The 24240-nt window shown below is 68.0% G+C and carries 19 protein-coding genes and 1 pseudogene; 9 read left to right on the forward strand and 11 right to left on the reverse strand.

All coding sequences use genetic code 11. The features are described 5' to 3' along the window. Nucleotides 1-546: 546 nt before the first annotated feature. Nucleotides 547-2049, reverse strand: coding sequence for an MFS transporter (locus tag J1C47_RS22480; RefSeq protein WP_207353056.1), 1503 nt, complete (start codon nt 2047-2049; stop codon nt 547-549). A gap of 264 nt (nt 2050-2313) precedes the next feature. On the opposite strand from J1C47_RS22480, the gene argE reads away from it, so the two are divergent. Continuing rightward, nucleotides 2314-3465, forward strand: coding sequence for an acetylornithine deacetylase (gene argE / locus J1C47_RS22485; RefSeq protein ID WP_207353057.1), 1152 nt, complete (start codon nt 2314-2316; stop codon nt 3463-3465). A gap of 55 nt (nt 3466-3520) precedes the next feature. On the opposite strand, the gene J1C47_RS22490 is transcribed toward argE, so the two are convergent. From J1C47_RS22490 to cyoA, 5 genes and pseudogenes are all read right to left on the reverse strand, one after another. Beyond that, nucleotides 3521-4360 (reverse strand): SURF1 family protein, encoded by an 840-nt coding sequence (locus tag J1C47_RS22490; RefSeq protein ID WP_245396755.1) that lies wholly within the window; start codon nt 4358-4360, stop codon nt 3521-3523. A gap of 183 nt (nt 4361-4543) precedes the next feature. Continuing rightward, nucleotides 4544-4930 (reverse strand): annotated as a pseudogene (gene cyoD, locus J1C47_RS22495) (cytochrome o ubiquinol oxidase subunit IV); the annotation flags it as partial. Then, nucleotides 4930-5556, reverse strand: coding sequence for a cytochrome o ubiquinol oxidase subunit III (gene cyoC, locus J1C47_RS22500; RefSeq protein WP_207353059.1), 627 nt, complete (start codon nt 5554-5556; stop codon nt 4930-4932). The gene cyoC and the pseudogene cyoD, both read right to left, overlap by 1 nt. Before the next feature lie 4 nt (nt 5557-5560). After that, the gene (gene cyoB / locus J1C47_RS22505; protein WP_207353060.1) at nt 5561-7564 is read right to left on the reverse strand and encodes a cytochrome o ubiquinol oxidase subunit I; all 2004 of its coding nucleotides are present in this window, start codon (nt 7562-7564) and stop codon (nt 5561-5563) included. Between the two features lie 56 nt (nt 7565-7620). Continuing rightward, nucleotides 7621-8742, reverse strand: coding sequence for a ubiquinol oxidase subunit II (gene cyoA, locus J1C47_RS22510; protein ID WP_207353061.1), 1122 nt, complete (start codon nt 8740-8742; stop codon nt 7621-7623). A 167-nt stretch (nt 8743-8909) separates the two neighbouring features. Here cyoA and J1C47_RS22515 point away from each other — a divergent pair, with 167 nt between their 5' ends. Together J1C47_RS22515 and J1C47_RS22520 are read left to right on the forward strand one after the other, a co-directional pair. Then, nucleotides 8910-10229 (forward strand): MFS transporter, encoded by a 1320-nt coding sequence (locus J1C47_RS22515; RefSeq protein WP_207353062.1) that lies wholly within the window; start codon nt 8910-8912, stop codon nt 10227-10229. Nucleotides 10230-10593: 364 nt separating this feature from the next. Then, complete coding sequence (locus tag J1C47_RS22520; protein WP_207353063.1) at nt 10594-11361, forward strand: SDR family oxidoreductase; 768 nt, start codon at nt 10594-10596, stop codon at nt 11359-11361. A gap of 24 nt (nt 11362-11385) precedes the next feature. Here the strand turns inward: J1C47_RS22520 and J1C47_RS22525 are convergent, their stop codons facing one another. Beyond that, a complete protein-coding gene (locus J1C47_RS22525) occupies nt 11386-12018 on the reverse strand; it encodes a GNAT family N-acetyltransferase (RefSeq protein WP_207353064.1) in 633 nt (210 codons plus the stop codon). A 430-nt stretch (nt 12019-12448) separates the two neighbouring features. On the opposite strand from J1C47_RS22525, the gene J1C47_RS22530 reads away from it, so the two are divergent. Further along, nucleotides 12449-13738: an Hsp70 family protein gene (locus J1C47_RS22530; RefSeq protein WP_207353065.1), complete on the forward strand. Its 1290-nt coding sequence runs from the start codon at nt 12449-12451 to the stop codon at nt 13736-13738. 30 nt (nt 13739-13768) lie between these two features. On the opposite strand, the gene J1C47_RS22535 is transcribed toward J1C47_RS22530, so the two are convergent. Next, entirely contained in the window at nt 13769-14893 is a 1125-nt protein-coding gene (locus J1C47_RS22535) for an alcohol dehydrogenase catalytic domain-containing protein (RefSeq protein WP_207353075.1), read from the reverse strand. Between the two features lie 821 nt (nt 14894-15714). Here J1C47_RS22535 and J1C47_RS22540 point away from each other — a divergent pair. Further along, entirely contained in the window at nt 15715-16368 is a 654-nt protein-coding gene (locus J1C47_RS22540; RefSeq protein ID WP_207353066.1) for an invasion associated locus B family protein, read from the forward strand. 325 nt (nt 16369-16693) lie between these two features. Here J1C47_RS22540 and hspQ read toward each other — a convergent pair whose 3' ends face one another. Then, nucleotides 16694-17017, reverse strand: coding sequence for a heat shock protein HspQ (gene hspQ, locus J1C47_RS22545; protein WP_207353067.1), 324 nt, complete (start codon nt 17015-17017; stop codon nt 16694-16696). Between the two features lie 205 nt (nt 17018-17222). Between hspQ and J1C47_RS22550 the strand changes: the two genes are divergently transcribed. Next, complete coding sequence (locus tag J1C47_RS22550) at nt 17223-18185, forward strand: AEC family transporter (RefSeq protein WP_207353068.1); 963 nt, start codon at nt 17223-17225, stop codon at nt 18183-18185. On the opposite strand, the gene J1C47_RS22555 is transcribed toward J1C47_RS22550, so the two are convergent. Continuing rightward, nucleotides 18111-19358 (reverse strand): UbiH/UbiF family hydroxylase, encoded by a 1248-nt coding sequence (locus tag J1C47_RS22555; RefSeq protein ID WP_207353069.1) that lies wholly within the window; start codon nt 19356-19358, stop codon nt 18111-18113. The two genes, J1C47_RS22550 and J1C47_RS22555, sit on opposite strands and share 75 nt — an antisense overlap. 177 nt (nt 19359-19535) lie before the next feature. Between J1C47_RS22555 and pcsA the strand changes: the two genes are divergently transcribed. The 3 genes from pcsA (at nt 19536) to glgX (ending at nt 23754) form a co-directional block, all read left to right on the forward strand. Further along, nucleotides 19536-20270, forward strand: a complete 735-nt coding sequence (gene pcsA, locus J1C47_RS22560; RefSeq protein WP_207353070.1) for a phosphatidylcholine synthase — start codon at nt 19536-19538, stop codon at nt 20268-20270. A 68-nt stretch (nt 20271-20338) separates the two neighbouring features. After that, nucleotides 20339-21313 (forward strand): quinone oxidoreductase family protein, encoded by a 975-nt coding sequence (locus J1C47_RS22565; protein ID WP_207353071.1) that lies wholly within the window; start codon nt 20339-20341, stop codon nt 21311-21313. A 185-nt stretch (nt 21314-21498) separates the two neighbouring features. Then, nucleotides 21499-23754 (forward strand): glycogen debranching protein GlgX, encoded by a 2256-nt coding sequence (gene glgX / locus J1C47_RS22570; protein WP_425354588.1) that lies wholly within the window; start codon nt 21499-21501, stop codon nt 23752-23754. A gap of 247 nt (nt 23755-24001) precedes the next feature. On the opposite strand, the gene J1C47_RS22575 is transcribed toward glgX, so the two are convergent. Continuing rightward, nucleotides 24002-24240: hypothetical protein (locus J1C47_RS22575; protein ID WP_207353073.1), on the reverse strand; the 239-nt coding region annotated here is incomplete at its 5' end.

Raw genomic sequence — 24240 nt, forward strand, 5'->3', positions numbered from 1 at the left:
CGCCTATGATACTTCGTCTCAAGACGCGGGAAAGTCGGTCGCTGCCAGGTCTGCCAAGCCCAAGCCAATTCTTCTCCACATCCAACGAAAACGCCCCGCTCCGGTCCAACCGGCGGGGCGTTTTTTTTGCGTCCGGGCCTCAGGCGATCCGGCCAGCCTCCTGCCGCAGACCCAGACGATCGAATGCCTCGCAAGGGGCATCCGTCGCCCGCATCAGCCGGACCATCTTCTCCACCATCAAAGACTCACGGGTCGCGTCGCTCAGCGGCCGTTCCTGGCCGGGATCGGCCGCCTTGGCCGTCAGGCGTTGGAGCGTTGGAGTGCCCCTTCGCCGTCCGCCGATGCGTCTCCATGACCGGCGCAAGCCGGTCGCTGCCCGTGGCGGCGGCTTGTCGACGGCCGATCGGCCTCGGCGCGTCCGGCAGGGCGCCGCCTGAAGTGCGAGGAGTCCATCGCGCGGCGCCGGCGCAGGCGGCCGCGCGTCCGATTTTGGGCTGCTGCTGCCTGCGCTCACCGCGGCATGGTCGCCGAACGATTCATTTGCGATCAGAGCCGGCGGATCGGCATCGTCCAGGCAAGGCCCATCGCCAGCACCGAAAAGCCGGCGATGCAGAGGAAGGCGTTGCGGAAGGCGTCGTCGAGACCGTTGCGGATCGCGGCCTGCTCTGCCGCCGCGAGGCCGTCGAGGGCCTGCGGTCCCTGTTGGAGGATCCGCGCGAAGGCCTCCCCGGCGCCGGGATTGCCGTGGGTCATGGTGGCGAACAGCACCGTCGCGACCAGCGCCGTGCCGACGGCCGCGCCGAGCGAGCGCGAGAACTGCACGGTCGCGGCGCCGGCGCCGAGCTGCCGCGCGCCGGCGGCGAGCTGCACGGTGAGCTGCACCACGCCCATCACCGTCCCCATGAAGATCGCATTCAGCCCGAAGCCCCATGCCAACGTCTCGGCAGAAAGATGCGGCGCGAGAAACGCTGCCGAAAGGAGGCCCGTCGCGACGATCGTCAGGCCGCAGGACGGGTAGATCGCCGTATAGCCCGTGCGCCCGACGATCCGGCCCGTCGACAGCGAGCCGATGCCGATGCCGATGGTCATCGGCAGGAGCAGGATGCCGGTCTCGGCGGCCGAGGCGCCGTGCACCATGCGGTAGTAGAGCGGCAGGAAGGTGATCAGCGAGACCAGCATCGCCCCGTGGCACGCGGCGAGGCCGTCGCAGCGCCAGATCGCCGGGTGCTTCATGAGCGGGATCGAGAGGAGCGGGGAGGGGGCGCGCCGCTCGCGCCGCACCAGGAGGACGACGGCGGTGACGGCGAACACCCCGAGCGCCACCGGCAGGGCGAAGGCGCCGGAAGCGAGTTCCTGCGCCTCCTCCAGCATGATCAGCGTCGAGGCGATGAAGGCGGCGAAGAAGACGAGGCCCGGCGTGTCGAAGCGGAAGGCCTCGCCGGTGCCGCGCCGGGCCGGCAGGCGCAGCGTCATCAAGACGGCGCCGATACCCACCGGGATGTTGACCAGAAACACCGACTGCCAGCCGAAATGCTCGGTCAGATAGCCGCCGGCGACCGGCCCGAAGGCGCTGGAGGAGACCGCGACGGTGGCGAGATAGCCCTGATAGCGCGCCCGCTCGCGCGGCGGGATCGCCTCGCCGATCAGTGCCTGCGACAGCGTCATCAGCCCGCCGCCGCCGGCGCCCTGCAGGATGCGCGCCGCGGTCAGCGTGAGGATGTCGCCGGAGACGGCGCAAAGCAGCGAGGCGACCATGAAGATCGCCAGCGCCACGAACATCAGGCGGCGGCGCCCGTAGACGTCGCCGAGCCGGCCGTAGACCGGCGCGGCGATCGTCGTCGCGACGAGATAGGACACCACCACCCAGGAAAGCCGGTCGACCTCGCCGAGCGAGGCGGCGATCGCCGGCAGCGCCGTCGCCACGATCGTCTGATCGACGACGGCGAGGAACATCGGCAGGACGATCGACGGAAAGAGCGCGAAGAAGCTCTGGCGGGAGCTGGTCGGTCCGTCCTCCTCGGACGGGACCGGCGCATCGGGCTGTGGCATGGCGGGAAGTCGTTGGTGGGTGTGACCGGTCAGTGCCGCTTACATATGTCGGCGGGGCCGGGGGTGAAGATCTTTGCCGACGTCAGAAAGCCGCACGGCAAGGCCGTTCCCGTCCGCCGGCCTTGCTTAGCTGCCGGGGCGCAGTCTCGTCCGTGGGCGGGCCGGGCAGCGCCGCTTGCGAGGCACGGTGGCCACCCCCGCCTTGTTGCCTCGAAGCCTCCGCCGCGCGACTGTGGGCGCCGACCAGCCAAAGAGGCCCCCCGCATGCACGACACCCTGACGATCCTCGAGCGGCTGATCGGCTTTCCGTCGCTGTCGCTGACGCCCAACCGGCCGCTGCTCGACTATGTCGCGGGGCTGCTCGAGCCGGCGGGTGCGCGGATCGACTGGGTCATGCATCCTTCCGGCGAGCGCGCCAATCTCTTTGCGACCATCGGGCCGGAAGGCGTTCCCGGCGTCATGCTTTCCGGCCACACGGATGTCGTGCCGGTCGAGGGTCAGGCCTGGACGGTCGATCCCTTCGCCCTGACGCGGCGGGACGGACGGCTCTACGGCCGCGGAACCGCCGACATGAAGGGCTTCGTCGCGTCCGCAGTCGCGGCGGCGCTCAGGGCCTCCGAGCGGCACCTCAGGACCCCGCTGCATCTGGCGCTGTCCTACGACGAGGAGATCGGCTGCATCGGGGTGCGCGATCTCGTCGACATCCTGGCGAAGGCGCCGGTGAAGCCGCTGATGTGCATCGTCGGCGAGCCGACCGAGCTGAGGACCGCGACGGGGCACAAGGGCAAGGGCTTCTACCGCGCCACCTGCCGGGGGAGGGAAGGACACACGGCGCTGGCGCCGAAGGCGATGAACGCCCTGCATCTTGCCGCCGACTTCTCGCTCGCCGTCCGCAGTCTGCAGGCCGAGATCGCCGAAAGCGGCGAAAAGGACGACGACTACGACATCCCCTATACGACGCTGCATGTCGGCAGAATCGCCGGGGGAACCAGCCCCAACATCGTGCCGAACCATGCCGAGGTCGATTTCGAGATCCGCCACCTCGCGGCCGACGATCCCGCTGCGCTGATCGCCCGCCTGACCCGCGAGGCCGACCGCATCGTCGCCGAAACGGGGGATGGCGACGCGGGGATCTCCATCGAAAAGACGAAGGGCTATCCGGGCCTCGACACCAGGGCGGATGCCGGGGTGGTGGAATTCGTCCGATCGCTGACCGGCGGCAATTCGACGATCAAGGTCGCCTTCGGCACCGAGGGCGGGCTGTTCTCCGAGGCGGCGGGCATTGCGACGGTGATCTGCGGGCCGGGCTCGATGGACCAGGGGCACAGGCCGGACGAATTCGTCACCGAGGAGCAGCTGCGGCGCTGCGACGCCATGCTCGACGCGCTTCTCGACCGGCTGGAGGAAGGCCTCTGAGCAGCCGGCTCGTCACCCCGGGGAATGGCGAGGCGGAGGATCGGGCAAACGTCCCTCAGCCGCCTCTGCGTCGCTCGCTCCGGTAGACGATCGCGGCAGCAACGAGGGTGAGGCCGGCGAGCGCGAACCAGGTCAGCGCATATTGCAGGTGGGCGTTGCGGAAGGCGACCTGCGTCAGGCCGGTGACGGGATAGGTTACGCTCTCCGGCGGCGGCGCGCCCATCTCGGCATTCGGCAGCTGCGGCCGCTCGAGCGGCGAGCCCTCGTCGACGAAATAGGGCGCGACGGGACCGTCGAGTTGCAGCGACTTCGCGATCGCCGCGACGTCGCGGGAATACCAGCGGCCCTCTGCCGGCACGTTCGAGCGGAGGAACGCCCCGCCCGGCTGGCTCACGCGCAGGAGGCCGGTGACGGTTTCTGCCGTCGCGCCGGATGCCGCGACATTGCCTGGAAGCGTCTTCGACGGAACGAAGCCGCGGTCGACGAGGAGGGTGAAGCCGCGCTGGTCGCGGAACGGCTGCATCAGCCAGAAGCCCGGGCCGTAGTCAGTCGTCGCCTGGACGAAGGCGTAGTCGCCGGCGACGAACCGGCCCGTCGCGCTGACGTGGCGGTACTCGTCATCCGCAAATCCGATGCCGTCCCAGGCGCCCGGTCCGGGGGCCGGGGAAGGGGCGGCGGCGACCCGTTCGTTCACCGCCTCGATCAGCGCGAGCTTCCAGGCCCGGCGCTCGATCTGCCAGACCCCGAGGCCGCAGAAGGTGCAAAAGAGCACGATGCCGGCAAGAGCCAGAAGCGCGCGGCGAAGGATGCCGCGCCGGCGCTTCGATCCCCCGGCGGCAGCCAGGCTGGCCGGCAGGGGCTGTTCGTCGACCGCCCGGCTGCTGCGCGGGCGCAAGAGCTACTGCCCCGTGGCGGCGCCCGTCTGCGCGTCGCCCCGGCCGTTCTGATGGCCCATTTGATGGCCCATGTCCATTCCGGGCATGGCGGCGTCGCCGGCATTGTCCTGCTTGGCGTCGCCGGCCGGGTCGAGGGCGCCCTGGCCGTGCTGCATGGCGCCGCCATCCATGTCCATGCCGCTCTCCATCGGCATCATGTTGCTGTTCAGATGGTACATCACCCAGAGCGAGCCCGAGATGGTGATGACGAGGAGGACGACGGTGAAGATCAGCGCCATGATCGTCCAGCCGCCCTCGGATTTGGCGTCCATGTGGAGGAAGTAGATCATGTGGACGACGATCTGCGCGACGGCGAGGAGGATGACGAGGATCGTCGTGACGACGCCGTCCTCGATCGGCCGCGCCATCACCAGCCAGAACGGGATGACGGTGAGGACCACCGAAAGGCCGAAACCGGTGAGATAGCCCGACAGCGTCGAGTGGGACTCTCCGCCTTCGTGATGGCCGTGGTCCTCGTGGCCGTGGCCGTGGCCATGGCTGCCGTGATGGGCTTGGGATGCGCTGCTCATCAGATCACCCGGATCAGATAGACGAAGGTGAAGACGCCGATCCAGACGACGTCGAGGAAGTGCCAGAACATCGACAGGCACATCAGCCGCCGCCGGTTCTCCGCGCCGAGGCCGAGCCTGTAGACCTGCACCATCAGGACGATCATCCAGAGGATGCCGAAGGAGACGTGCAGACCGTGCGTCGCGACGAGGGTGAAGAAGGCCGAGAGGAACGCGCTGCGTTCCGGCGAAGCGCCTTCCCCGATCAGCCCGGCGAATTCGTAGAGCTCGATGCCGACGAAGCAGGCGCCGAACAGCGCGGTGACGACCAGCCAGAGGAGCACCGCCTGCTTCTGGCGGTTCTGCATCGCGATCATCGCGAAGCCATAGGTGATCGAGGAGAACAGCAGCATCGCCGTGTTCACCGCGAGCAGCGGCAGTTCGAAGATCTCGTCGGGCCGCGGGCCGGCCGCATAGGCTGTCGCCAGCACGCCGTAGGTGGCGAAGAGGACCGCGAAGATGAGGCAGTCGCTCATCAGGTAGATCCAGAAGCCGAGCATCGTGTTGCCGCCCGGCTCGTGGTCGTGCTCGTCGACGGCGAAGAACACCGGTGCCTCGGCTTCGCCTCGTTGGACGATGGTTTCCATCAGATCAGCTCCCGACCGCGACGGCACCGGCGGAGGCCCGCTCGGAGGCGGCGACCTCGTCGGCCGGGATGAAGTAGTCCCGGTCGTAGTTGAAGGTGTGGGCGATCGTCGCCGCGACGAGGCCGATGAACGACAGCGCCGCCAGCCACCAGATGTACCAGATCAGGGCGAAGCCGCAGACCGTGGCGAGTGCCGCGATGATCACGCCGGCGCCGGTGTTCTTCGGCATGTGGATCGGCTTGAAGCCCTCCATCGGCCGCGAAAAGCCGCGGCGCTTCATGTCGGCATAGGCGTCGAGCCCGTGCACTACCGGCGAGAAGGCGAAGTTGTAGTGCGGCGGCGGCGAGGAGGTCGCCCATTCCAGCGTCCGGCCGTCCCACGGATCGCCGGTCGTGTCGGCCAGCGCCTTGCGGTTCCGGACGGAGACGAAGATCTGCATCAGGAAGGCCGCGATGCCGCAGGCGATCAGCACCGCGCCGAAGGCCGCGATGATGAACCAGATGTGCAGCGACGGATCGTGGAAGACGCGCAGCCGGCGGGTGACGCCCATCAGGCCGAGCACGTAGAGCGGCATGAAGGCGAAGTAGAAGCCGACCACCCAGAACCAGAAGCTGACCGTGCCCCAGAACTTGTCGAGCCTGAAGCCGAAGGCCTTCGGGAACCAGTAGTTGATGCCGGCGAACATGCCGAACAGGACGCCGCCGATGATCACGTTGTGGAAATGCGCGACGAGGAACAGCGAGTTGTGGGTGACGAAGTCGACCGGCGGGACGGCGAGCAGGACGCCCGACATGCCGCCGAGGGTGAAGGTCACGAGGAAGGCGATCGTCCACATGATCGGCAGTTCGAAGCGCACCCGCCCGCGATACATGGTGAACAGCCAGTTGAAGATCTTCGCGCCCGTCGGGATCGAGATGATCATCGTCGTGATGCCGAAGAAGGAGTTCACGCTCGCGCCGTTGCCCATCGTGAAGAAGTGATGCAGCCAGACGAGATAGGCGAGGATGGTGATGACCACGGTGGCGTAGACCATCGAGGTGTAGCCGAACAGGCGCTTGCCCGAGAAGGTCGCGGTGACCTCGGAGAAGATGCCGAAGCACGGCAGGATGAGGATGTAGACCTCCGGATGCCCCCAGATCCAGATGAGGTTGAAATACATCATCGAGTTGCCGCCGAGGTCGTTCGTGAAGAAGTGCGTTCCGACGTAGCGGTCGAGCGACAGGAGGGCGAGGACGGCGGTGAGGACCGGGAAGGAGGCGACGATCAGGATGTTGGTGCAGAGCGCCGTCCAGGTGAAGACCGGCATGCGCATCATGGTCATGCCCGGCGCGCGCATCTTGATGATCGTGACGAGGAAGTTCACGCCGGAGAGCAGCGTGCCGACGCCGGCGATCTGCAGGCCCCAGATGTAGTAGTCGACACCCACCCCCGGACTGTTCGACGCGTCGGCAAGCGGCGGGAAGGCGAGCCAGCCGGTGCGGGCGAACTCGCCGATGAACAGCGACAGCATGACGATGATGACGCCGCCGGCGGTCATCCAGAAACTGAAGTTGTTGAGGAAGGGGAAGGCGACGTCGCGGGCGCCGATCTGCAGCGGCACGACGATGTTCATAATCCCGACGATCAGCGGCATCGCCACGAAGAAGATCATGATCACGCCGTGGGCGGTGAAGACCTGGTCGTAGTGGTGCGCCGGCAGGAAGCCTTCCGACCCGTTGAAGGCGATGGCCTGCTGCGCGCGCATCATCAGCGCGTCGGCGAAGCCGCGAAGCAGCATGACGATCGCTAGCACCATGTACATGATGCCGATCTTCTTGTGGTCGACGCTGGTGAACCACTCGTTCCAGAGATAGCCCCAGAGCTTGAAGTAGGTGAGGGCGCCGAGGAGCGCCGCGCCGCCGATGGCGACGACGAGGAAGGTGCCGATCAGGATCGGCTCGTGATACGGGATCGAGTCGAGCGTCAGGCGCCCGAAGATCAGCCGTGTGACATCCAGATTGCCCAGCATGATGTATGGTCTCTTGCCGTTAGCGCGCGTGCCCCGAAGCCGCTCGGGGCCTTTCGTCAATCGTTGTGGAGTTGCGGCGGGGCGATCGTGTCCTCGCCGCTCTCGGAGTTGCCCGACTTCGTCTGGTCGCTGTGCGGCAGGCGGTTCGCGGCCGGGGCGGTCGCGCCCTGCGCCTCGCCGGAACCGTAGGCATCGAGGTCGTAGGAGTCGTATTTCAGCTGGTCGATCGACACGTCCTTGCCGGCTTCGGCCTTGCCGGCGTCGATGTTCACGATCTGCTGCATGCACAGCTTGCCCGGCTCCACGCACATGCCGAGGACGCGCTTGTAGAGGTCGGGCTCCACCGAGGAGAAGTATTCGACCGGCACCGCCTCGCTCGGCTTGGCGAGGTCGAGATAGGCGTTGGTGTCGAGCGCCTTGTCGGAGGCCTTCAGGTTCTGGATCCAGGCGTCGAAATCCGCCGCCTTCTGGCTGTAGAACTTGAAGTGCATGTCGGAGAAGCCCGCCCCGTTGTAGTGGGAAGCGAAGCCGTCGAACACGCCCGGCGTGTTCATCACTGCGTGAAGCTTGGTCTCCATGCCGGGCATCGAATAGATCATGCCTGCCATGGTCGGCACGTAGAAGGCGTTCATCACGGATTCCGCGGTGAGGTCGAAGCGGATCGGCCGGTCGACCGGCGCGGCGAGTTCGTTCACCGTCGCGACGCCGTATTGCGGATAGATGAACAGCCACTTCCAGTTCATCGCGACGACCTGGACCTCCAGCGGTTCCTCATGCAGCGCGACGCTGTTGCTGGTGGTGATCCTGTCGAGCGGACGGAACGGATCGAGCAGGTGGGTGCCGACCCAGGTGACGGCGCCGAGGACGATGATGATCAGCAGCGGGCCGGTCCAGATCGCCAGTTCGAGCTTGGTCGAGTGATCCCAGTCGGCGTCGTAGTCCGTCGCCTTGTTGGTGGCGCGGTAGCGCCAGGGAAAATACAGCGACATGAAGATCACCGGCACGATGATCAGCAGCATCAGCCCGGTGGCGATGAGCAGCATGTCGCGCTGCCGCGCTGCAACATCGCCGTCCGGAAACAACACCGGAAAATCGCAGGCGGATAGCATGAACGGCAACGCGGCAAGGGCGAGAAAACGAAACGGACGCAATGGAGCGGCCCCGTATTGGTCTGACATGGCGCGGCCGATCTCGGCTCCGGCCGGTCATTGACTGCCGCGCGGCGCTGGTATTGAACAAATCGCGCTCGGCCTCAACCCCCCTTGTGCAGGTGCACAAAAGCCTTTCGGGTTGTTAATGTGCGACGCACTTGCCGCATCTTCCTATTCATGCTTGGGACCGCAGAATGAGCGAGACTGTTGCCCACCCCGATTTCAACGGCCCGTCGCCGACCAGCGCGTCGCGCGGCCATGTCCTCAATCCGAGCGAAATCGCCATCGGTGTGGTGATCGGCCGCACCTCGGAGTTCTTCGACTTCTTCGTCTTCGCGATCGCCTCGGTGCTGGTCTTCCCGCAGCGGGTGTTCCCCTTCGTCGACGAGGTGACGGGGGTCCTCTACTCCTTCGCGATCTTCGCGCTCGCCTTCATCGCCCGTCCGTTCGGCACCTGGCTGTTCATGACGATCGACCGGCTCTACGGCAAGCCGACGAAGCTGACGATCGCCCTGTTCCTGCTCGGAACCTCGACCGTCGTCGTCGCCTTCCTGCCCGACTATCGGGATGCCGGGGCGTGGTCCATCTGGCTGCTGGCGCTGTTCCGCATCGGCCAGGGGCTGGCGCTCGGCGGATCCTGGGACGGCCTCGCCTCGCTGCTCGCCATGAACGCGCCCGACAGGCAGCGCGGCTTCTGGGCGATGGTGCCGCAGCTCGGCGCCCCCTTCGGCCTGATCGTCGCCTCCGGCCTCTTCGCCTTCTTCCACGGCTTCCTGCCGACGGAGGAGTTCTACGCCTGGGGCTGGCAGTTCCCGTTCTTCGTCGCCTTCGCGATCAACGTCGTCGCGCTGTTCGCGCGACTGCGCATCGTCGTGACGCCGGAATACGTCCACCAGTTCGAGCGCCGCGAGCTGCAGGCGACGCGCGTCCGCCGGACGGTGCGGCAATATTCGACCTACATCGTCGTCGGCACCTTCGCGCCGCTGGCGAGCTTCGCGATGTTCCACATGGTGACGGTCTTCCCGCTGTCCTGGGTCAATCTGTTCACCGAGGAGTGGGCGACGCGGTTCCTGATCGTCGAATGCGCCTGCGCCGTCATCGGCGCCATCGCCATCGTCGCCTCGGGCTTCCTCGCCGACAAATACGGCCGCCGCAACCTGCTCGGCGTCAGCGCGCTCCTGATCGCCGTGTTCAGCGGCTTCGCGCCCTCGCTTCTGGCGCAGGGCTTTGCCGGCGAGCTGATCTACATGGTGTTCGGCTTCGCGCTGCTCGGCGTGTCCTTCGGCCAGTGCTCGGGCGCCGTCGCGTCGAACTTTCCGCGGCACTACCGCTATACCGGCTCGGCCATCGTCTCCGACCTCGCATGGCTGGTCGGGGCGGGCTTCGCACCCTTCGTGGCGCTCTACCTCTCCTACCATCTCGGGCTGGTCGCGGCGGGTCTCTACCTGCTCTCCGGCGCCGTCGGCACGATGCTGGCCCTGCGCTACAACGATCTCCTGGAATATCGCGAGTAGGCCTCCGCCAAACCGCGACATTTCAGATGCCTTCCAACGGCCGGCAGCCACTGCCGGCCGTTTCGATTCGGACAGCTGACCGGCGCGCGATGACGCGAGTTCCGCTGCGATCGGCGGGTGCTCGCATCGCGAAGCGCCTGCCGGCCATGCACTCTCTGCATGCGTGCTGCGGCAATTATAGGCAGGAGAGATCGGCCCCGAGCGCGCTTTCCTTCCCGTCGCTTCCCGGCCGCCGGCTTGCCGGGTCGCCCTGCGGCTGTCGCCGGTTTCCCGGCACCCCTTCGACCGAGCCTCTGCAGTCCTTGCCTTGTCGCGGCCGGCCCGTGCCGCATGTCGGTGGGAGCGGACACAAGGGGAGAAGACGATGAGCCTTTCGCTGTTCGACCTGCGGGGCCGGCGGGCGCTGATCACCGGCTCGTCGCAGGGGATCGGGCTCGCCCTCGCGCAAGGCCTCGCGGCGGCCGGAGCCGAGATCGTCGTCAACGGCCGGGACGGCGAGAAGCTGGCCGCGGCCGCGGGCGGACTGCGCGACGCCGGGGTGACGGCGCGGGAACTCGCCTTCGACGTCACCGACCATGCGGCGGTGCGCGCAGCGGTCGACGGGTTCGAGGCCGATGTCGGCCCGATCGACATCCTGATCAACAATGCCGGCATGCAGCAGCGCGGCCCGCTGGAGGAGTTTCCCGCCGAGGGCTTCGAGCGCCTGCTCCAGACCAATGTCGCCAGCGTCTTCCATGTCGGCCAGGCGGTGGCGCGGCACATGATCGGCCGCGGCCGCGGCAAGATCGTCAACGTCTGTTCCGTCCAGACGGCGCTGGCGCGGCCCGGCATCGCGCCCTACACCGCGACGAAGGGCGCGGTGGCGAATCTCACCAAGGGCATGGCGACCGACTGGGCGCGGCACGGCCTGCAGTGCAACGGTCTCGCGCCCGGCTATTTCGAGACGCCTCTCAACAAGGCGCTGGTCGAGGATCCGGCCTTCACGGACTGGCTGTCGCGCCGCGCGCCGGCCGGCCGCTGGGGCCGGGTCGAGGAACTGGTCGGGGCGGCGATCTTCCTGTCGTCGGACGCCTCCTCCTTCGTCAACGGCACCGTCCTTTATGTCGACGGCGGCATCACCGCGTCGCTCTGAGCGGCGCCCGCGGGCCGTCGCGCCTCACCTGTCGTCGCGCCGCGCCGCGCCCTCGATCGGAAAAAGCGGCAGGTGCGGCGCCGTCTCCGCCGGAAACAGCCCGATGAGCCGCGGATCGTCGGCGAGTTCGAGCATCTGGCGGACCGGCACGAAGCCGGCCCTGCGATAAAAGCCCATGGCCCGCGGATGGTCGTTGGTGTTGGTGTGCAGCCACAGCCGCCCGATCGGGCGGGAAAAGGCGGAGCCGAGGAGGTGCTGCATCATGAACCGCGCCGCCCCGCTGCCGACGAGCGCCGGGGTCACGCCGAAATAGACGAGTTCGGGGCCGTCCGGCTCGGTGAAGTCGAGTTCGGCGATGCCCTCGGCGCGGCCGTCGACGGTGAGCGCGTGGATGACCGTCGCGGGATCGCCGATCTTCGCGGCGATCGCGGCCGGCCCCTGGATGAGGCGCTGGTACCACAGATGCTGAGAACCGACCCGGCTGAGAAGGTCGACATACCAGTCGAGGCCGGGCCGCTCGACCGCCGCAAAGTGCCATTCCGGCCGGGCGGCCGCGTCGAATTCGCCGGGACGCGGCGGGACCCGCCGCTCGAGAACGGTGGCGATGGCCGCGAGTTTGCCGGGGGGAATGTCGGTGAAGCCGTCGGGAAGTGTCATCGGGTTCGCTGCTTCAAGACCTGGAGAGGCGGGGAGTCGGGTCGCTGGAGACGAGGCGGCGGGGCCGGGCCGGAGCGATAGCGGGCCGCGCCGCCGCGCACAACCGGTCCGTGGGGCCGCCGCAAGGAGGCGGACCAAGGGAGCGACCGGCGGTTCTCATTTCACCGCGCATCGGCTACAGGAGCGGCCCGAACAACAGAAATCGCCTTCAATAGAACTCGATAGGGGAACGGGGCGCCGGCGTATCCATCGGGCTCGCGCGGCGGACGCGCGGTACCCCGTGGACGCGGCCCGGCCGCGGCACTGCAGGTGCCGGCGGCCGTCCATCCTTCGTTTCCGTCTTCCGTCTCTCTCGACGCCCGCCGCGCTTCGGCCGGAGCCGCCGGGGGCGACGCCACGACCTCTTCGACATCCAAGCCGGGATTGCACCATGTCCAGGATCTTCGCCGGTCTCGACTTCGGCACGACCAATTCGACCCTCGGCCTCGCCGGCCGGGGCAACGCCGGCCCGCGCCTCCTCGCGCTCGAGGGCGCCGCGCTGACCATTCCCTCGGCGCTCTTCTTCAGCTTCGAGGACGGGCTGACCCGCTTCGGTCGCGCGGCCGTCTTCGAATATGTGGACGGCGCCGAGGGGCGCTTCATGCGGGCCCTGAAGTCGGTGCTCGGCTCGTCGCTGATGGAGGAGACGACGCGGATCGGGCGCGAGCGTCTCGGCTTCGTCGAACTGATCGCCCGCTTCGTCGCCCATCTGAGGGAGAAGCTCGAAGCCGAGGCCGAACGCGCTGCGGCGGCCGGGGAGGGCGAGATCGCGCTCGACCGGGTGGTGCTCGGTCGGCCGGTCCATTTCGTCGACGAGGACGACGCTGCCGACCGGGCCGCCGAGGGGCAGCTCGAGCGTGCGGCCCGATCGGTCGGCTTTTCCGAGATCGCCTTCCAGTTCGAGCCGGTCGCGGCGGCGCTCTATTACGAAAGCACCATCGCCAGCGAGGAAGTCGCGCTCGTCGTCGACATCGGCGGCGGCACTTCCGACTTTTCGGTGGTGCGCATGTCGCCGGAACGGGCGAAGGCGGACGACCGCCGGGCCGACATCCTGAGCTTCGCCGGTGTCCATGTCGGCGGCACCGACTTCGACCGGCAGCTCTCGATCGCCGGGGTGATGCCGCATTTCGGGCTCGGCAGCGAGACCGCCGACGGCAAGCGGCGCCTGCCGGTCTGGTACTTCAACGACATGGCCACCTGGCACCGCATCAATACGCTCTACACGCCGGAGATCGCCCGCGACATCAGGGCGCTCGAGCGGGAGGCGGCGGAGCCTGAAAAGCTCGCGCGCTTCGCGCATCTCTTGCGGCATCGCTCCGGCCATCGCCTCGCCGGGGCGGTGGAGGCGGCCAAGGTCGCGCTCAGCGACGCCGAGGCGGCGCGGGTCGTCCTCAACGAGCCGGGGCTCGACTTTGCGGCGGACGTCGACCGCGCGGGCTTCGTCGCGGCGACGCGCGACCTCGTCGGCCGGATCGGCCTCGCGATCGACGGCGCGCTCGACGATGCCGGCGTGGGCGCCGGGGCGATCGAGACGGTGATCCTGACCGGCGGCGGTGCGCAGGTTCCGGCGGTGCGCAGTGCCGCGGTCTCGCGATTCCCGCATGCGCGGATCGCCCAGTCCGACGCATTCGGCTCGGTCGGCCTCGGGCTGGGGCTCGACGCCGCCCGCAAGTTCGGCTGATTTGCGGCGGCGGCCGGCACTGCCGCCGCGCTACATCTCGATGACGTGGCGCACCGTGCGTCCCTCGGCGAGGGCGTCGAGCGCCCCGTTGATGTCGTCGAGCCGTCCCTTGCTGGTGAGAAGCCGGTCGACCGGCAGGAGGCCCGCCCGGAACAGCCCGACATAGCGGGGAATGTCGCGGCTTGGGACGCAGCTGCCGATGTAGCTTCCCTTCAGGGTCCGCTCCTCCGCGACCAGCGAGACGGGCGCGAGCGCGAAACGTTCCGCCGGCGCGGCAAGGCCGCCGGTGACGGTGAGGCCGCCGCGGCGGGTGATGCGATAGGCGAAGTCGAGGGCCGGCACGGCGCCGGCGAGTTCCACCGCCGCATCGACTCCGCCGGCGGTCAGCGCCCGGACCTTGGCGTCGGCGCCGTCCTCGCGCGGGTCGACCGCGTCGCTGGCGCCGAGTTCGAGGGCGAGCGCCCGCTTTTCGGGGATCGGGTCGACGGCGACGATCCGCGCGGCGCCGCTTGCCCGCGCCCCGAGCAGCGCGGCCAGGCCGACGCCGCCGAGGCCGATCACCGCGACGCTCTGGCCGGCCCGGACGCCGGCGGTATTGACCACTGCGCCGACCCCGGTGAGGACGGCGCAGCCGAACAGTGCGGCGTGTTCGAAGGGCAGGTCCCGGTCGATCTTCACCAGCGAGTTGCGCGACACGACGGCGGCCTCCGCGAAGGCCGATACGCCGATGTGGTGATGCACCGTCCCGCCGCGCCAGGAGAGGCGGATCGCGCCGCCGAGAAGCGTCCCGGCGCCGTTCGCCGCCGCTCCCGGCTCGCAGAGCGCCGGCCGCCCTTCGGCGCAGGGCAGGCAGTGGCCGCAGGACGGGACGAAAACCATCACGACGTGGTCGCCGACGGCAAGGTCGTCGACGCCTTCGCCGAGCGCCTCGACGACACCGGCCGCCTCGTGGCCGAGCGCCATCGGCACCGGCCGCGGGCGGGCGCCGTTGACGACGGAAAGGTCGGAATGGCAGAGGCCCGCCGCCTTGACCCTGACCAGCACTTCGCCCCGGCCGGGGGCGGCGAGCTGCAGCGTCTCGATCGAAAGCGGCCGGGTCTGCGCGAAGGGCGCGGCGACGGGGGAGGCCCGAAGGACGGCGGCGCGGATCTCGATCACGGTTGTCTCTCCCATCTTCAGGCGGAATCGTTGCGGCGATTCGGCCGCCGTTGCGTCCATGGCCGAGGCTAACCCATCTTTTCGGCCGCGACAGGCCTCTGCGCGTCCCGGATCGCCTTCGCCTTCCACCGGTGCCCACGACGCCGCCCGGCCGCGCGAATGAAACTGACGGTGCGACAGATGGTAAGTTGTCAGATGAAATCGTCACGTAATTCGAAAATCTGCACGCAACGGTATTTCATTGCCGGCGAAATTGCGGCATAGTTTCCGCGTCGATTTCACCTGTTTCCGAGCGAGCAGTTGGCAACGTCCCGCCGCAAAATCACTGCGCCACCGCAACGCTGAAAGCCTCCTAATCGCCGGGAATTGCCGGCGATCGCTTCAATTCGGGGTGAGGGGCAGGGCGACTGGCCCGATCTCCCCCGAGACGAGAGATCCGAGCGTCGCCCATGGCGCGGCTTGCGAGGCGGGCGCCGCGGCAGAATGGTCCTTCGCGGCTTTCGGCCGCTCGCCGGCATGGCGCCCTCCGCCGTCGCCGAGGCACGGGCGCGCCGATGCGGGAGCAATCGCGATCGCGATCGGGCCGTGCCTGCCCGTCCGGTCCGCGCGGCGTGGCGCGGAGCCTTCCAATTGCGCTGCGCTGCGGCGGCGTTCCTCCGGCCGCGCCGCGCGTCGTCTCCCGCCGCGCTGCGGGCGGGGCGCGGGAACCGCCGAGCCCTCAAACGGCCGCATTTGCGAAACAGGTCCGGGGCCGTTAAGGAACCCCCCATCGAGTTGCAAACTACGCGCCGAAAGGACATGAGGCCGTGCAAGACCGGATGACGAACGCTTCTCTTACGAAGCTCGCGGGCGTGATCGTGGGTACAGCCACGCTGCTCGCCGGTGTTTCCCTGGCCAGGGCACAAGATTCCAACGCTGCCGGCCAGGTTCTGCCGACCGAGTGGTTCAAGGTTTGTACCAAGCAGGGCGACAACGACATCTGCAACACGCAGTACTCGCTGATCGCCGACACGCGGCAGCTGATCACCGCCGTCAACCTGATCAACGTCAAGGGCAAGGTGAACCAGAAGGTCATCCAGGCGGTCGTGCCGACCGGCCGCGTGATCCCGCCCGGCGTGCAGATCAAGATCGACAACAATCAGCCGCTGACGCTGAACTATTCGGTGTGCTTCCCGAACCGCTGCATCGCCGAGGCGGAGCTGACGGACGCCCTGGTCGCCAGCATGAAGAAGGGCAGCCAGATGGTCGTCACCTCGATCAACTTCCAGCGCCAGGCCAATCCGATCCCGGTGACGCTGAAGGGCTTCACCGACGCCTATGACGGCCCGCCGAAGGACGAGTCGGCCCTCGCCCAGCGCCAGAAGGAGCTGAACGACGCGCTGCAGAAGCAGGCTGAGGAGCGGCGCAAGAAGTTCGAGGACGCGCAGAACGCCGCCAAGCAGGACGGCGGCGCCGGCACCTCGTCGCAATAGGCGAGCGGCAGCGCCTCGCCGCCGCAAGGCGGCTCCGGCAGCACGACCCTGCACCGGCTTGCCCGGGAAAGGCAGGCCGGTCCCTCGACCGGCCCGCTTTCTCATGGACGACGACATTCGGCCGGCGGCCTCACGGGGCCGCCGGCCGCTTTGTTTTCCATGTCAGGCGACGGGGGTCAGGCGACCGGGCCCCGGGACGGCGGCGACAGCCGCCGACGGGCCGCAGACTCAGCCGGCGGAAGGTTCACGATCCGGACCGCCGACTGCGCTGGCGCGGTGCGTCACGCCACAGCGCAACGGCCCCCGTGCGGCCGAGGGCCGACGCTCAGTTGTGGTTCTCGTTCTTCAGCCTGTAGGCCCCGTCGACTGGCCCGACGAACAGCTTGCCGACCTGCGGGTGCCGGACCGGCGCGCCGGTCTCGTCGGCGACGAGGTTCTGCTCCGACACATAGGCGACGTATTCGGTCTCGGCGTTCTCGGCGAGCAGGTGGTAGAAGGGCTGGTCCTTGCGCGGACGCACGTCCTCCGGGATCGACTGATACCACTCCTCGGTGTTGTCGAAGGACGGATCGACGTCGAAGATCACCCCGCGAAACGGAAAGACGCGGTGGCGGACGATCTGGCCGATGTAGAAACGGGCGGTTTGCATTGCCGTCTTCTCTCCGTTACAGCCCTGGCGCAGGAACCGGGGATGCGCCTCGGCCGGGCTGGTAGTTCGATGCGTGGTTGCAAAGTGTCAGACGGTCCGTTCGGGCAAGGAACGCTCCTCCGAAACCCAGCTTTCCGGACGCCGGCCTGTCCGCCGCCCCGGATCCTCGTTCTAGCATGACATCGAACGACGTTGGATCGCCCCGGTGATCGAAATCGTCGGACTGATCTCGCCGTTCTTCGGACTGATCGCGCTCGGCTTCGCCGCGGGCCGGCTGGCGCCGCATCCGATCGGCGGCCTCGCCTGGCTCAACGTTCTCGTCATCTACATCGCTCTGCCGGCGTTGCTCTTCGAACTGGTGTCCCAAACGCCGGTCGACAAGCTGGCGAGCGTCGGCTTCATCACCGCGACCACCCTGTCGACCTTCATCGTCTTCGCGGCCGGAATGGGTATCGCGCTGTTTCGTTCCGGCGGCGACGTCAGAAGCGCGACGATCCAGGCGCTCGGCGGAGCCTATGGCAACATCGGCTTCATGGGGCCCGGCATCGCCCTCGCGACGCTCGGCCCGGCCGCCGGTGTGCCGGTCGCGCTGATCTTCTGCTTCGACAACGCCCTCCATTTCGTCATGGCGCCGCTGATGATGGCGCTCGGCGGCGAGCGGTTGGCCTTCCTGCCGATGATCCGCCAGGTGCTGTTCCGGATCTTCACCCATCCCTTCATCATCGCGACGATCGTCGGTGCCGCGGCGGCGGTCGCCGGCGTGCATCCGACCGGCCCGCTCGAGACCTTCCTGAGCCTTCTCGCCAGCGCCGCCGCGCCCTGCGCGCTCTTCGCCATGGGGGTGACGCTGGCGCTCCGGCCGGTGAAACGGATTCCGCCGGAGCTCTTCACCATCGTTCCGATGAAGCTGCTGCTGCACCCGCTGGTCGTCTGGCTGGTGCTCGGCCTTGCGGGCAGGTTCGATCCGGTCTGGGTCAAGGCCGCCATGCTGCTCGCCAGCCTTCCCACCGCCACCAACGTCTTCGTCATCGCCCAGCAATACGAGGTCTGGGTCGAGCGCGCCTCGACCGTCGTCCTCGTCACGACGGTCCTGTCAGTCGTGACCGTGACCCTGCTGCTCTACGGGATCACCAGCGGCCTCGTGCCCGCCCATCCATTTGCGGACTGACCGCGGCAGGCCGACGAGGCCGGCCCCCGGCACCAGCCCCTCGCGCATCGCGAACTGCCGCAGTGGCCCGACGAGGCCCATGGCGGCGAGGACGGAGCTGCGGGCGACCTGCCCCGGCAGGAAGTCGACCAGCAGCGAGCGGTTCAGGAGGTCGACGCCCGCCGTGCGCGACAGGACGTCGCCGCGCCGCGCCGCCTCGTAACGCCGCAGCGCCAGGCGCGACCCCGGGTCGTCACGGCTTTCCGAAACGAGACGGATCAGCGCCTCGGCATCGCGCAGGCCGAGATTGAGGCCCTGTGCGCCGATCGGCGGGAAGGCGTGCGCCGCCTCGCCGACGAGGGCGAAGCGCTCGGCCGTGAACCGGTCGACGCGGCTGCCGCCCAGCGGATAGCGGGCGAGAGGCCCGTCGATCGTCACTTCGCCGAGGATCCAGTGCATCTTTTCCGCGATCGTCTCGGAAAGCTTTTCCGGCCTCAGATCGACATAGAGGTCGGCGAGTTTCGGATCCTCGACCCAGACCAGCGACGACGCCCGGCCGGGCAGGGGAACCTGGGTGAACGGGCCGGTCCGCGTGTGGAACTCGGTGGAGACGGAGGCGTGGTCCCGCGAATGGGCGATGTTGGTGACGAGCGCGGTCTGCGGGTAGCGCCACTGCCGCGAACCGATGCCGGCCGCTTCGCGCATCGGCGAACGGCGGCCGTCGGCGGCGACGACGAGATCGGCGCCGATCGCGGCACCGTCGTCGAGCGTGACGATCGCCCGATCCGGCGAAAGGGTCAGGCCGCGCGCCGCGGCGGAGCGGATCTCGAGGCGCCCGAGCGTTGCGGCGCATCTGCCGAGCGCCTCTGCGAGATCGGCGTTGAGGGCGTTGATGCCGAAGGCCGACAGGCCGATCTCGGCGGCCCGGAATTCCACCGTCGGGGCGCGGAACAGCCGGCCGAGATCGTCGACGATCCGCATGACGGCGAGCGGCGCCTGGCGATCGCCGAGCGCGTCGACGACGCCGAGTTCGGCGAGAAAGGCCAGCGAACGGCCGAGAATCGCGGAGGTTCGCCTGTCGTCCGGGGCGGGCGGTGCGAGAAGCAGCGTGTCGAAGCCTGCCGATGCCAGCCCGAGAGCCGTCGCGGTTCCGGCGAGGCCCCCGCCGACGACGATGATCTGCCTGCGCTCCATGACGGATTCCCCTGACCTCGCTTCGTTGGCCGGCTCCGACTTGAAAGGTTCGGAGCCCATGTGACTTGGATTTCGCAGATACCCCAGCTACAGCCGATGGCAATGGCCGGAACGAAGCGCGCGTTGCGGGGTTCGCGGAAAAGAGTGCAGTCCGGCCGAAGGGACGACAGCCAGCCGATGTCAGACGCAACCGAGGAATACGACCGGGCCGATCGCTGGCGCGCCTTCGCGATCCATCTGCTCACCGCGAGCGGCGCCTTCATGGCCTTCCTCGCGCTGATCGCGGCTGCCGAGCAGCGGTGGGTGGCGATGTTCGGCTGGCTGGGTCTCGCCCTGTTCGTCGACGGGATCGACGGGCCGCTCGCCCGCAAGGTCGACGTCAAGGGTGTCCTGCCGAACTGGTCCGGCGATCTCCTCGATTCGATCATCGATTATGCGACCTATTCGCTGATCCCGGCGGTGGCGCTCTACCTCTCGGGCATGATCGGTCGCCCCGCCTCCTTCGTCGCGGCGGCGCTCATCGTCATCTCCAGCGCCATCTACTATGCCGACATGCGGATGAAGACGAAGGACAACTTCTTCCGCGGCTTTCCCGTCGCCTGGAACTTCGTCGTCTTCACGCTCTTTGCCGTCGATCCGCCGGAATGGATCGCCTTCGTCCTCGTCGTCCTCTGCTCGGGAGCGACGTTCCTGCCGGTCAAGTTCGTCCATCCGGTACGGGTGCTGCGGCTGCGCCCGCTGACGCTCGCCGTCGTCGCGCTCTGGTCGGTGCTCGGGGCGGTCGTGCTCGCCCAAAATTTCGCGGCCGATCCATGGGTGAGGTGGGGACTTGTCGCCTGCGGGCTCTATCTGCTCGGCATCGGCGGCGCCCTGCAGCTCTTCGATCGGCTTCGCCCGGCCCGCCGGAACTGACGCACCGACCGGCCCGATGGCCGACGAGACACCGGCCCGATGGCCGACGAGACAGGAGAATATGCGCCATGAGTAAGGCGATCATCGTCAAGGAGACAGGCGGTCCTGAGGTTATGGCCTTCGAGGATCGCGACCCCGGCCAGCCGGGCAAGGGCGAGATCCTGGTTGAACAGAAGGCCGCCGGCGTCAATTTCATCGACGTCTATTTCCGCACCGGGCTCTACAAGTCCGAGACGATGCCCTTCGTGCTCGGCAAGGAAGGGGCGGGGGTCGTCGCCGCCGTCGGCGAAGGCGTCACGCTGTTCAAGGCCGGCGACCGGGTCGCCTATAACGGCATCAGCGGCACCTATGCCGAGAAGATCGTCATCGCGGCCGACAAGGCCGTCCTCGTGCCGGAAGGAATTTCGCTGGAAACCGCTGCGGCCGCGATGCTGAAGGGCATGACGGCGGAATATCTCCTGCGCCGCACCTATCCGGTCGATTCCGACACCGTCCTCCTGTTCCATGCCGCGGCGGGCGGCGTCGGCCTGATCGCCGGTCAGTGGGCGAAGCATCTCGGCGCGACGGTGATCGGCACCGCCGGGTCGAAGGAAAAGTGCGACCTCGCCCGCAAGAACGGCTACGACCACGTCATCAACTACCGCGAGGCGGACTTCGTCGAAGAGGTGAAGAAGATCACCGGCGGGCGCAAATGCGACGTCGTCTATGATTCCGTCGGCAGGGACACCTTCCCGGGCAGCCTCGACTGTCTGCGCCCGCGCGGCCTGTGGGCGACCTTCGGCCAGTCTTCGGGCAAGCTCGATCCGATCGACACGGCGATCCTCAGCCAGAAGGGGTCGCTCTACGTCACGCGGCCGACGCTGTTCAGCTACGTCGCCACGCGGCCCGAACTGGAAGCTTCGGCGAGGGCGCTGTTCGACGTCATCGCCTCCGGTGCGGTCAAGATCACCATCGGCCAGACCTACCCGCTTGCCGACGCGCAGAAGGCGCATCGCGACCTCGAAGGCCGCAAGACCACGGGCGCCTCGATCCTGACGATCTGACGCTTCTCGCAGCGGCGGCCGCCCCGCTGCCGGCCGCCGCGCCACGTCGCCGCCCGAAGCGGCCTGCGGAGCGATGTCGCCGGGGGGCGGGACGATTTCCGCGGTGACGGAGCCGGCGGCGGAACCAAGTCGGGTCCGCCGCTCTTATGCTGCGTCCAACCCACACCGCCCCCGGAGCATCATTCGTGACCATCCAGATCCGACCCAACAGCACCCAGACCCACCGTGGGCCGACCGCGGTGCGCCGCCGGCGGATCCAGGAGGGACGCCCGTTTCCCCTCGGGGCGACCTGGGACGGAATCGGCGTCAACTTCGCGATCTTCTCGGCCCATGCAACGAAGGTCGAGCTCTGCCTGTTCGACGCGGCCGGCGAGACCGAGATCGAGCGGATCGAGCTGCCGGAATATACCAACGAGATCTATCACGGCTATCTGCGCGACGTGCGGCCCGGCCAGATCTACGGCTACCGGGTCTACGGCCCCTACGAGCCGGAGGCCGGCCACCGCTTCAATCCGAACAAGCTGCTGATCGATCCCTATGCCAAGCAGCTGATCGGCGAGGTGAAATGGGACCACGCGCTGTTCGGCTATACGATCGGCCATGCCGACGGCGATCTGTCCTTCGACGAGCGCGACTCGGCGCCGTTCGTTCCGAAGTGCCGCGTCGTCGACCCGGCCTTCACCTGGGGCGACGAGCGGCGGCCGAAGGTCTTCTGGGACCGGACGATCTTCTACGAGACCCACGTGAAGGGCTATACCATGCGCCATCCGGCCGTGGACGAGCCCTATCGCGGCAAGTTCGCCGGGCTGATGACGGCGGAGGTCATCGATTATATCCGCAGCCTCGGCGTCACTTCGGTCGAGCTCTTGCCGATCCACGCCTTCGTCGACGACAGCTATCTCGTCGAGAAGAAGCTGCGGAATTACTGGGGCTACAATTCGATCGGCTTCTTCGCGCCGGATCCGCGCTATCTCGCCGGCAACTCGATCGCCGAGTTCAAGGAACTGGTCTCGGCCTTCCACCATGCCCGGCTCGAGGTCATCCTCGACGTCGTCTACAACCACACCGCCGAGGGCAACGAGCTCGGACCGACGCTCTCCTTCAAGGGCATCGACAACGCCACCTACTACCGCCTCCTGCCGGACCAGCCGCGCTATTACATCAACGACACCGGTACCGGAAACACCGTCAACACCTCGCATCCGCGGGTGATGCAGCTCGTCACCGATTCGCTGCGCTACTGGGCGGGCGAGATGCGGGTGGACGGCTTCCGCTTCGATCTCGCGACCATCCTCGCGCGCGAGCCGACCGGTTTCTCGGAGGAATCGAGCTTCCTGCACGCCACCATGCAGGACCCGCTGCTGTCGGAGGTGAAGCTGATCGCCGAGCCGTGGGACTGCGGCCCGGGCGGCTATCAGGTCGGTCGCTTCCCGCCCGGCTGGGCGGAATGGAACGACGGCTATCGCGACACCATCCGCTCATACTGGCGCGGCGACGACGGCATGATCCCGGCCGTGGCAGGCAAGATGTCGGCCTCCGCCGATCTCTTCGACAAGCGCGGCCGTAAGCCCTGGGCGTCGGTCAACTTCATCACCGCCCATGACGGTTTCACGCTGCACGACCTCGTTTCCTATAACGACAAGCACAACGAGGCGAACGGCGAGGACAACCGCGACGGCCACTCCCACAACCTCTCCAACAATTACGGCGCCGAAGGCCGGACCGACGATCCGGAGATCGTCGAGACGCGCTTTCGCCAGCTGCGCAACTTCTTCGCGACGCTGTTGTTCTCGCGCGGCACGCCGATGATCCTTGCCGGTGACGAATTCGCCCGCACCCAGGGCGGCAACAACAACGCCTACGCCCAGGACAACGAGATCGGCTGGGTGGACTGGAAGATCACGCCGGAAAGCCGGGCGCTCGCGGAATTCGTGCAGAAGCTGATCATTTTGCGCCAGTCGCTGGCGATGCTGAGGCGCGGCACCTTCCTGCACGGCACCTTCGACGACGAACTCGGCGTCAAGGACGTCGCCTGGCTGAAGCCGAACGGCGAGGAATTCGTCGACGGCGACTGGGCGGACGCCGAGGCGAAGTGCTTCGGGGTGCTGCTCGACGGCCGGGCGCAGGAGACCGGCATCAGGCGCCCCGGCACCGACGCGACGATGCTGATCGTCATGAACGCCCATTTCGACGTCGTGAACTTCACCCTGCCGGAGGCGCCGGGCGGCAAGCGCTGGCGCTGCGTCATCGACACCAACCTGCCGGACCGCGAGGAACTCGCGCCCTTCGACTTCGGCAAGGCCTACATGGCCACCGGCCGCTCGTTCCTGGTGTTCATGCTGGAGCCGGACGACACCGCGGAGAGCGAGGACGCGCGCCGGTCCTTCGCCCATGTCTCCGAGGCCTTCGCCCGCTCGGCCGGCGACCGGCTGCGGGTGTGAGGCGGGCGCCGCGACCGACGCGGTGTCACTGCCTGATGGCACGGGCCGCCCGCGATGCTCCGATCTCCCCCCTTGCGGGGGAGATGCCCGGCAGGGCAGAGGGGGGTGCGAGGGTCGCAGTGGTTCGCCGTAATAAGGCTACTCCTCACCGCCTCCTGACTTTAGCGAAGGGCGGCATCTCCCACACAAGCAGGGTGATCGGGCCGGCTGCCTGGGTCTGCCGCCGCTTCGAGCGGTCGCACCGTGCCTACTCGGGCCAGTCGACGCCTCCGAATCGGCGGCTCATACCAACCGCACCGGATTCTGACTCTGGGTGGATTCCCATGGCGCTGAAAGTCTGACTCTCTGTGATTTGCGACAGGGAGGCGTCGATGGCAGGGATCGAGATCACGCGTTTGGAGATGAGTTCGTCCGAGCTTCGGGCGGCTTCGGCGAAGGCGCCGAACGTGAAGGCGGCGCGGCGGATGCTGGCTCTGGCGATGGTGC

It is taken from the genome of Jiella sonneratiae, from assembly GCF_017353515.1.
GTDB lineage: Bacteria > Pseudomonadota > Alphaproteobacteria > Rhizobiales > Rhizobiaceae > Jiella > Jiella sonneratiae.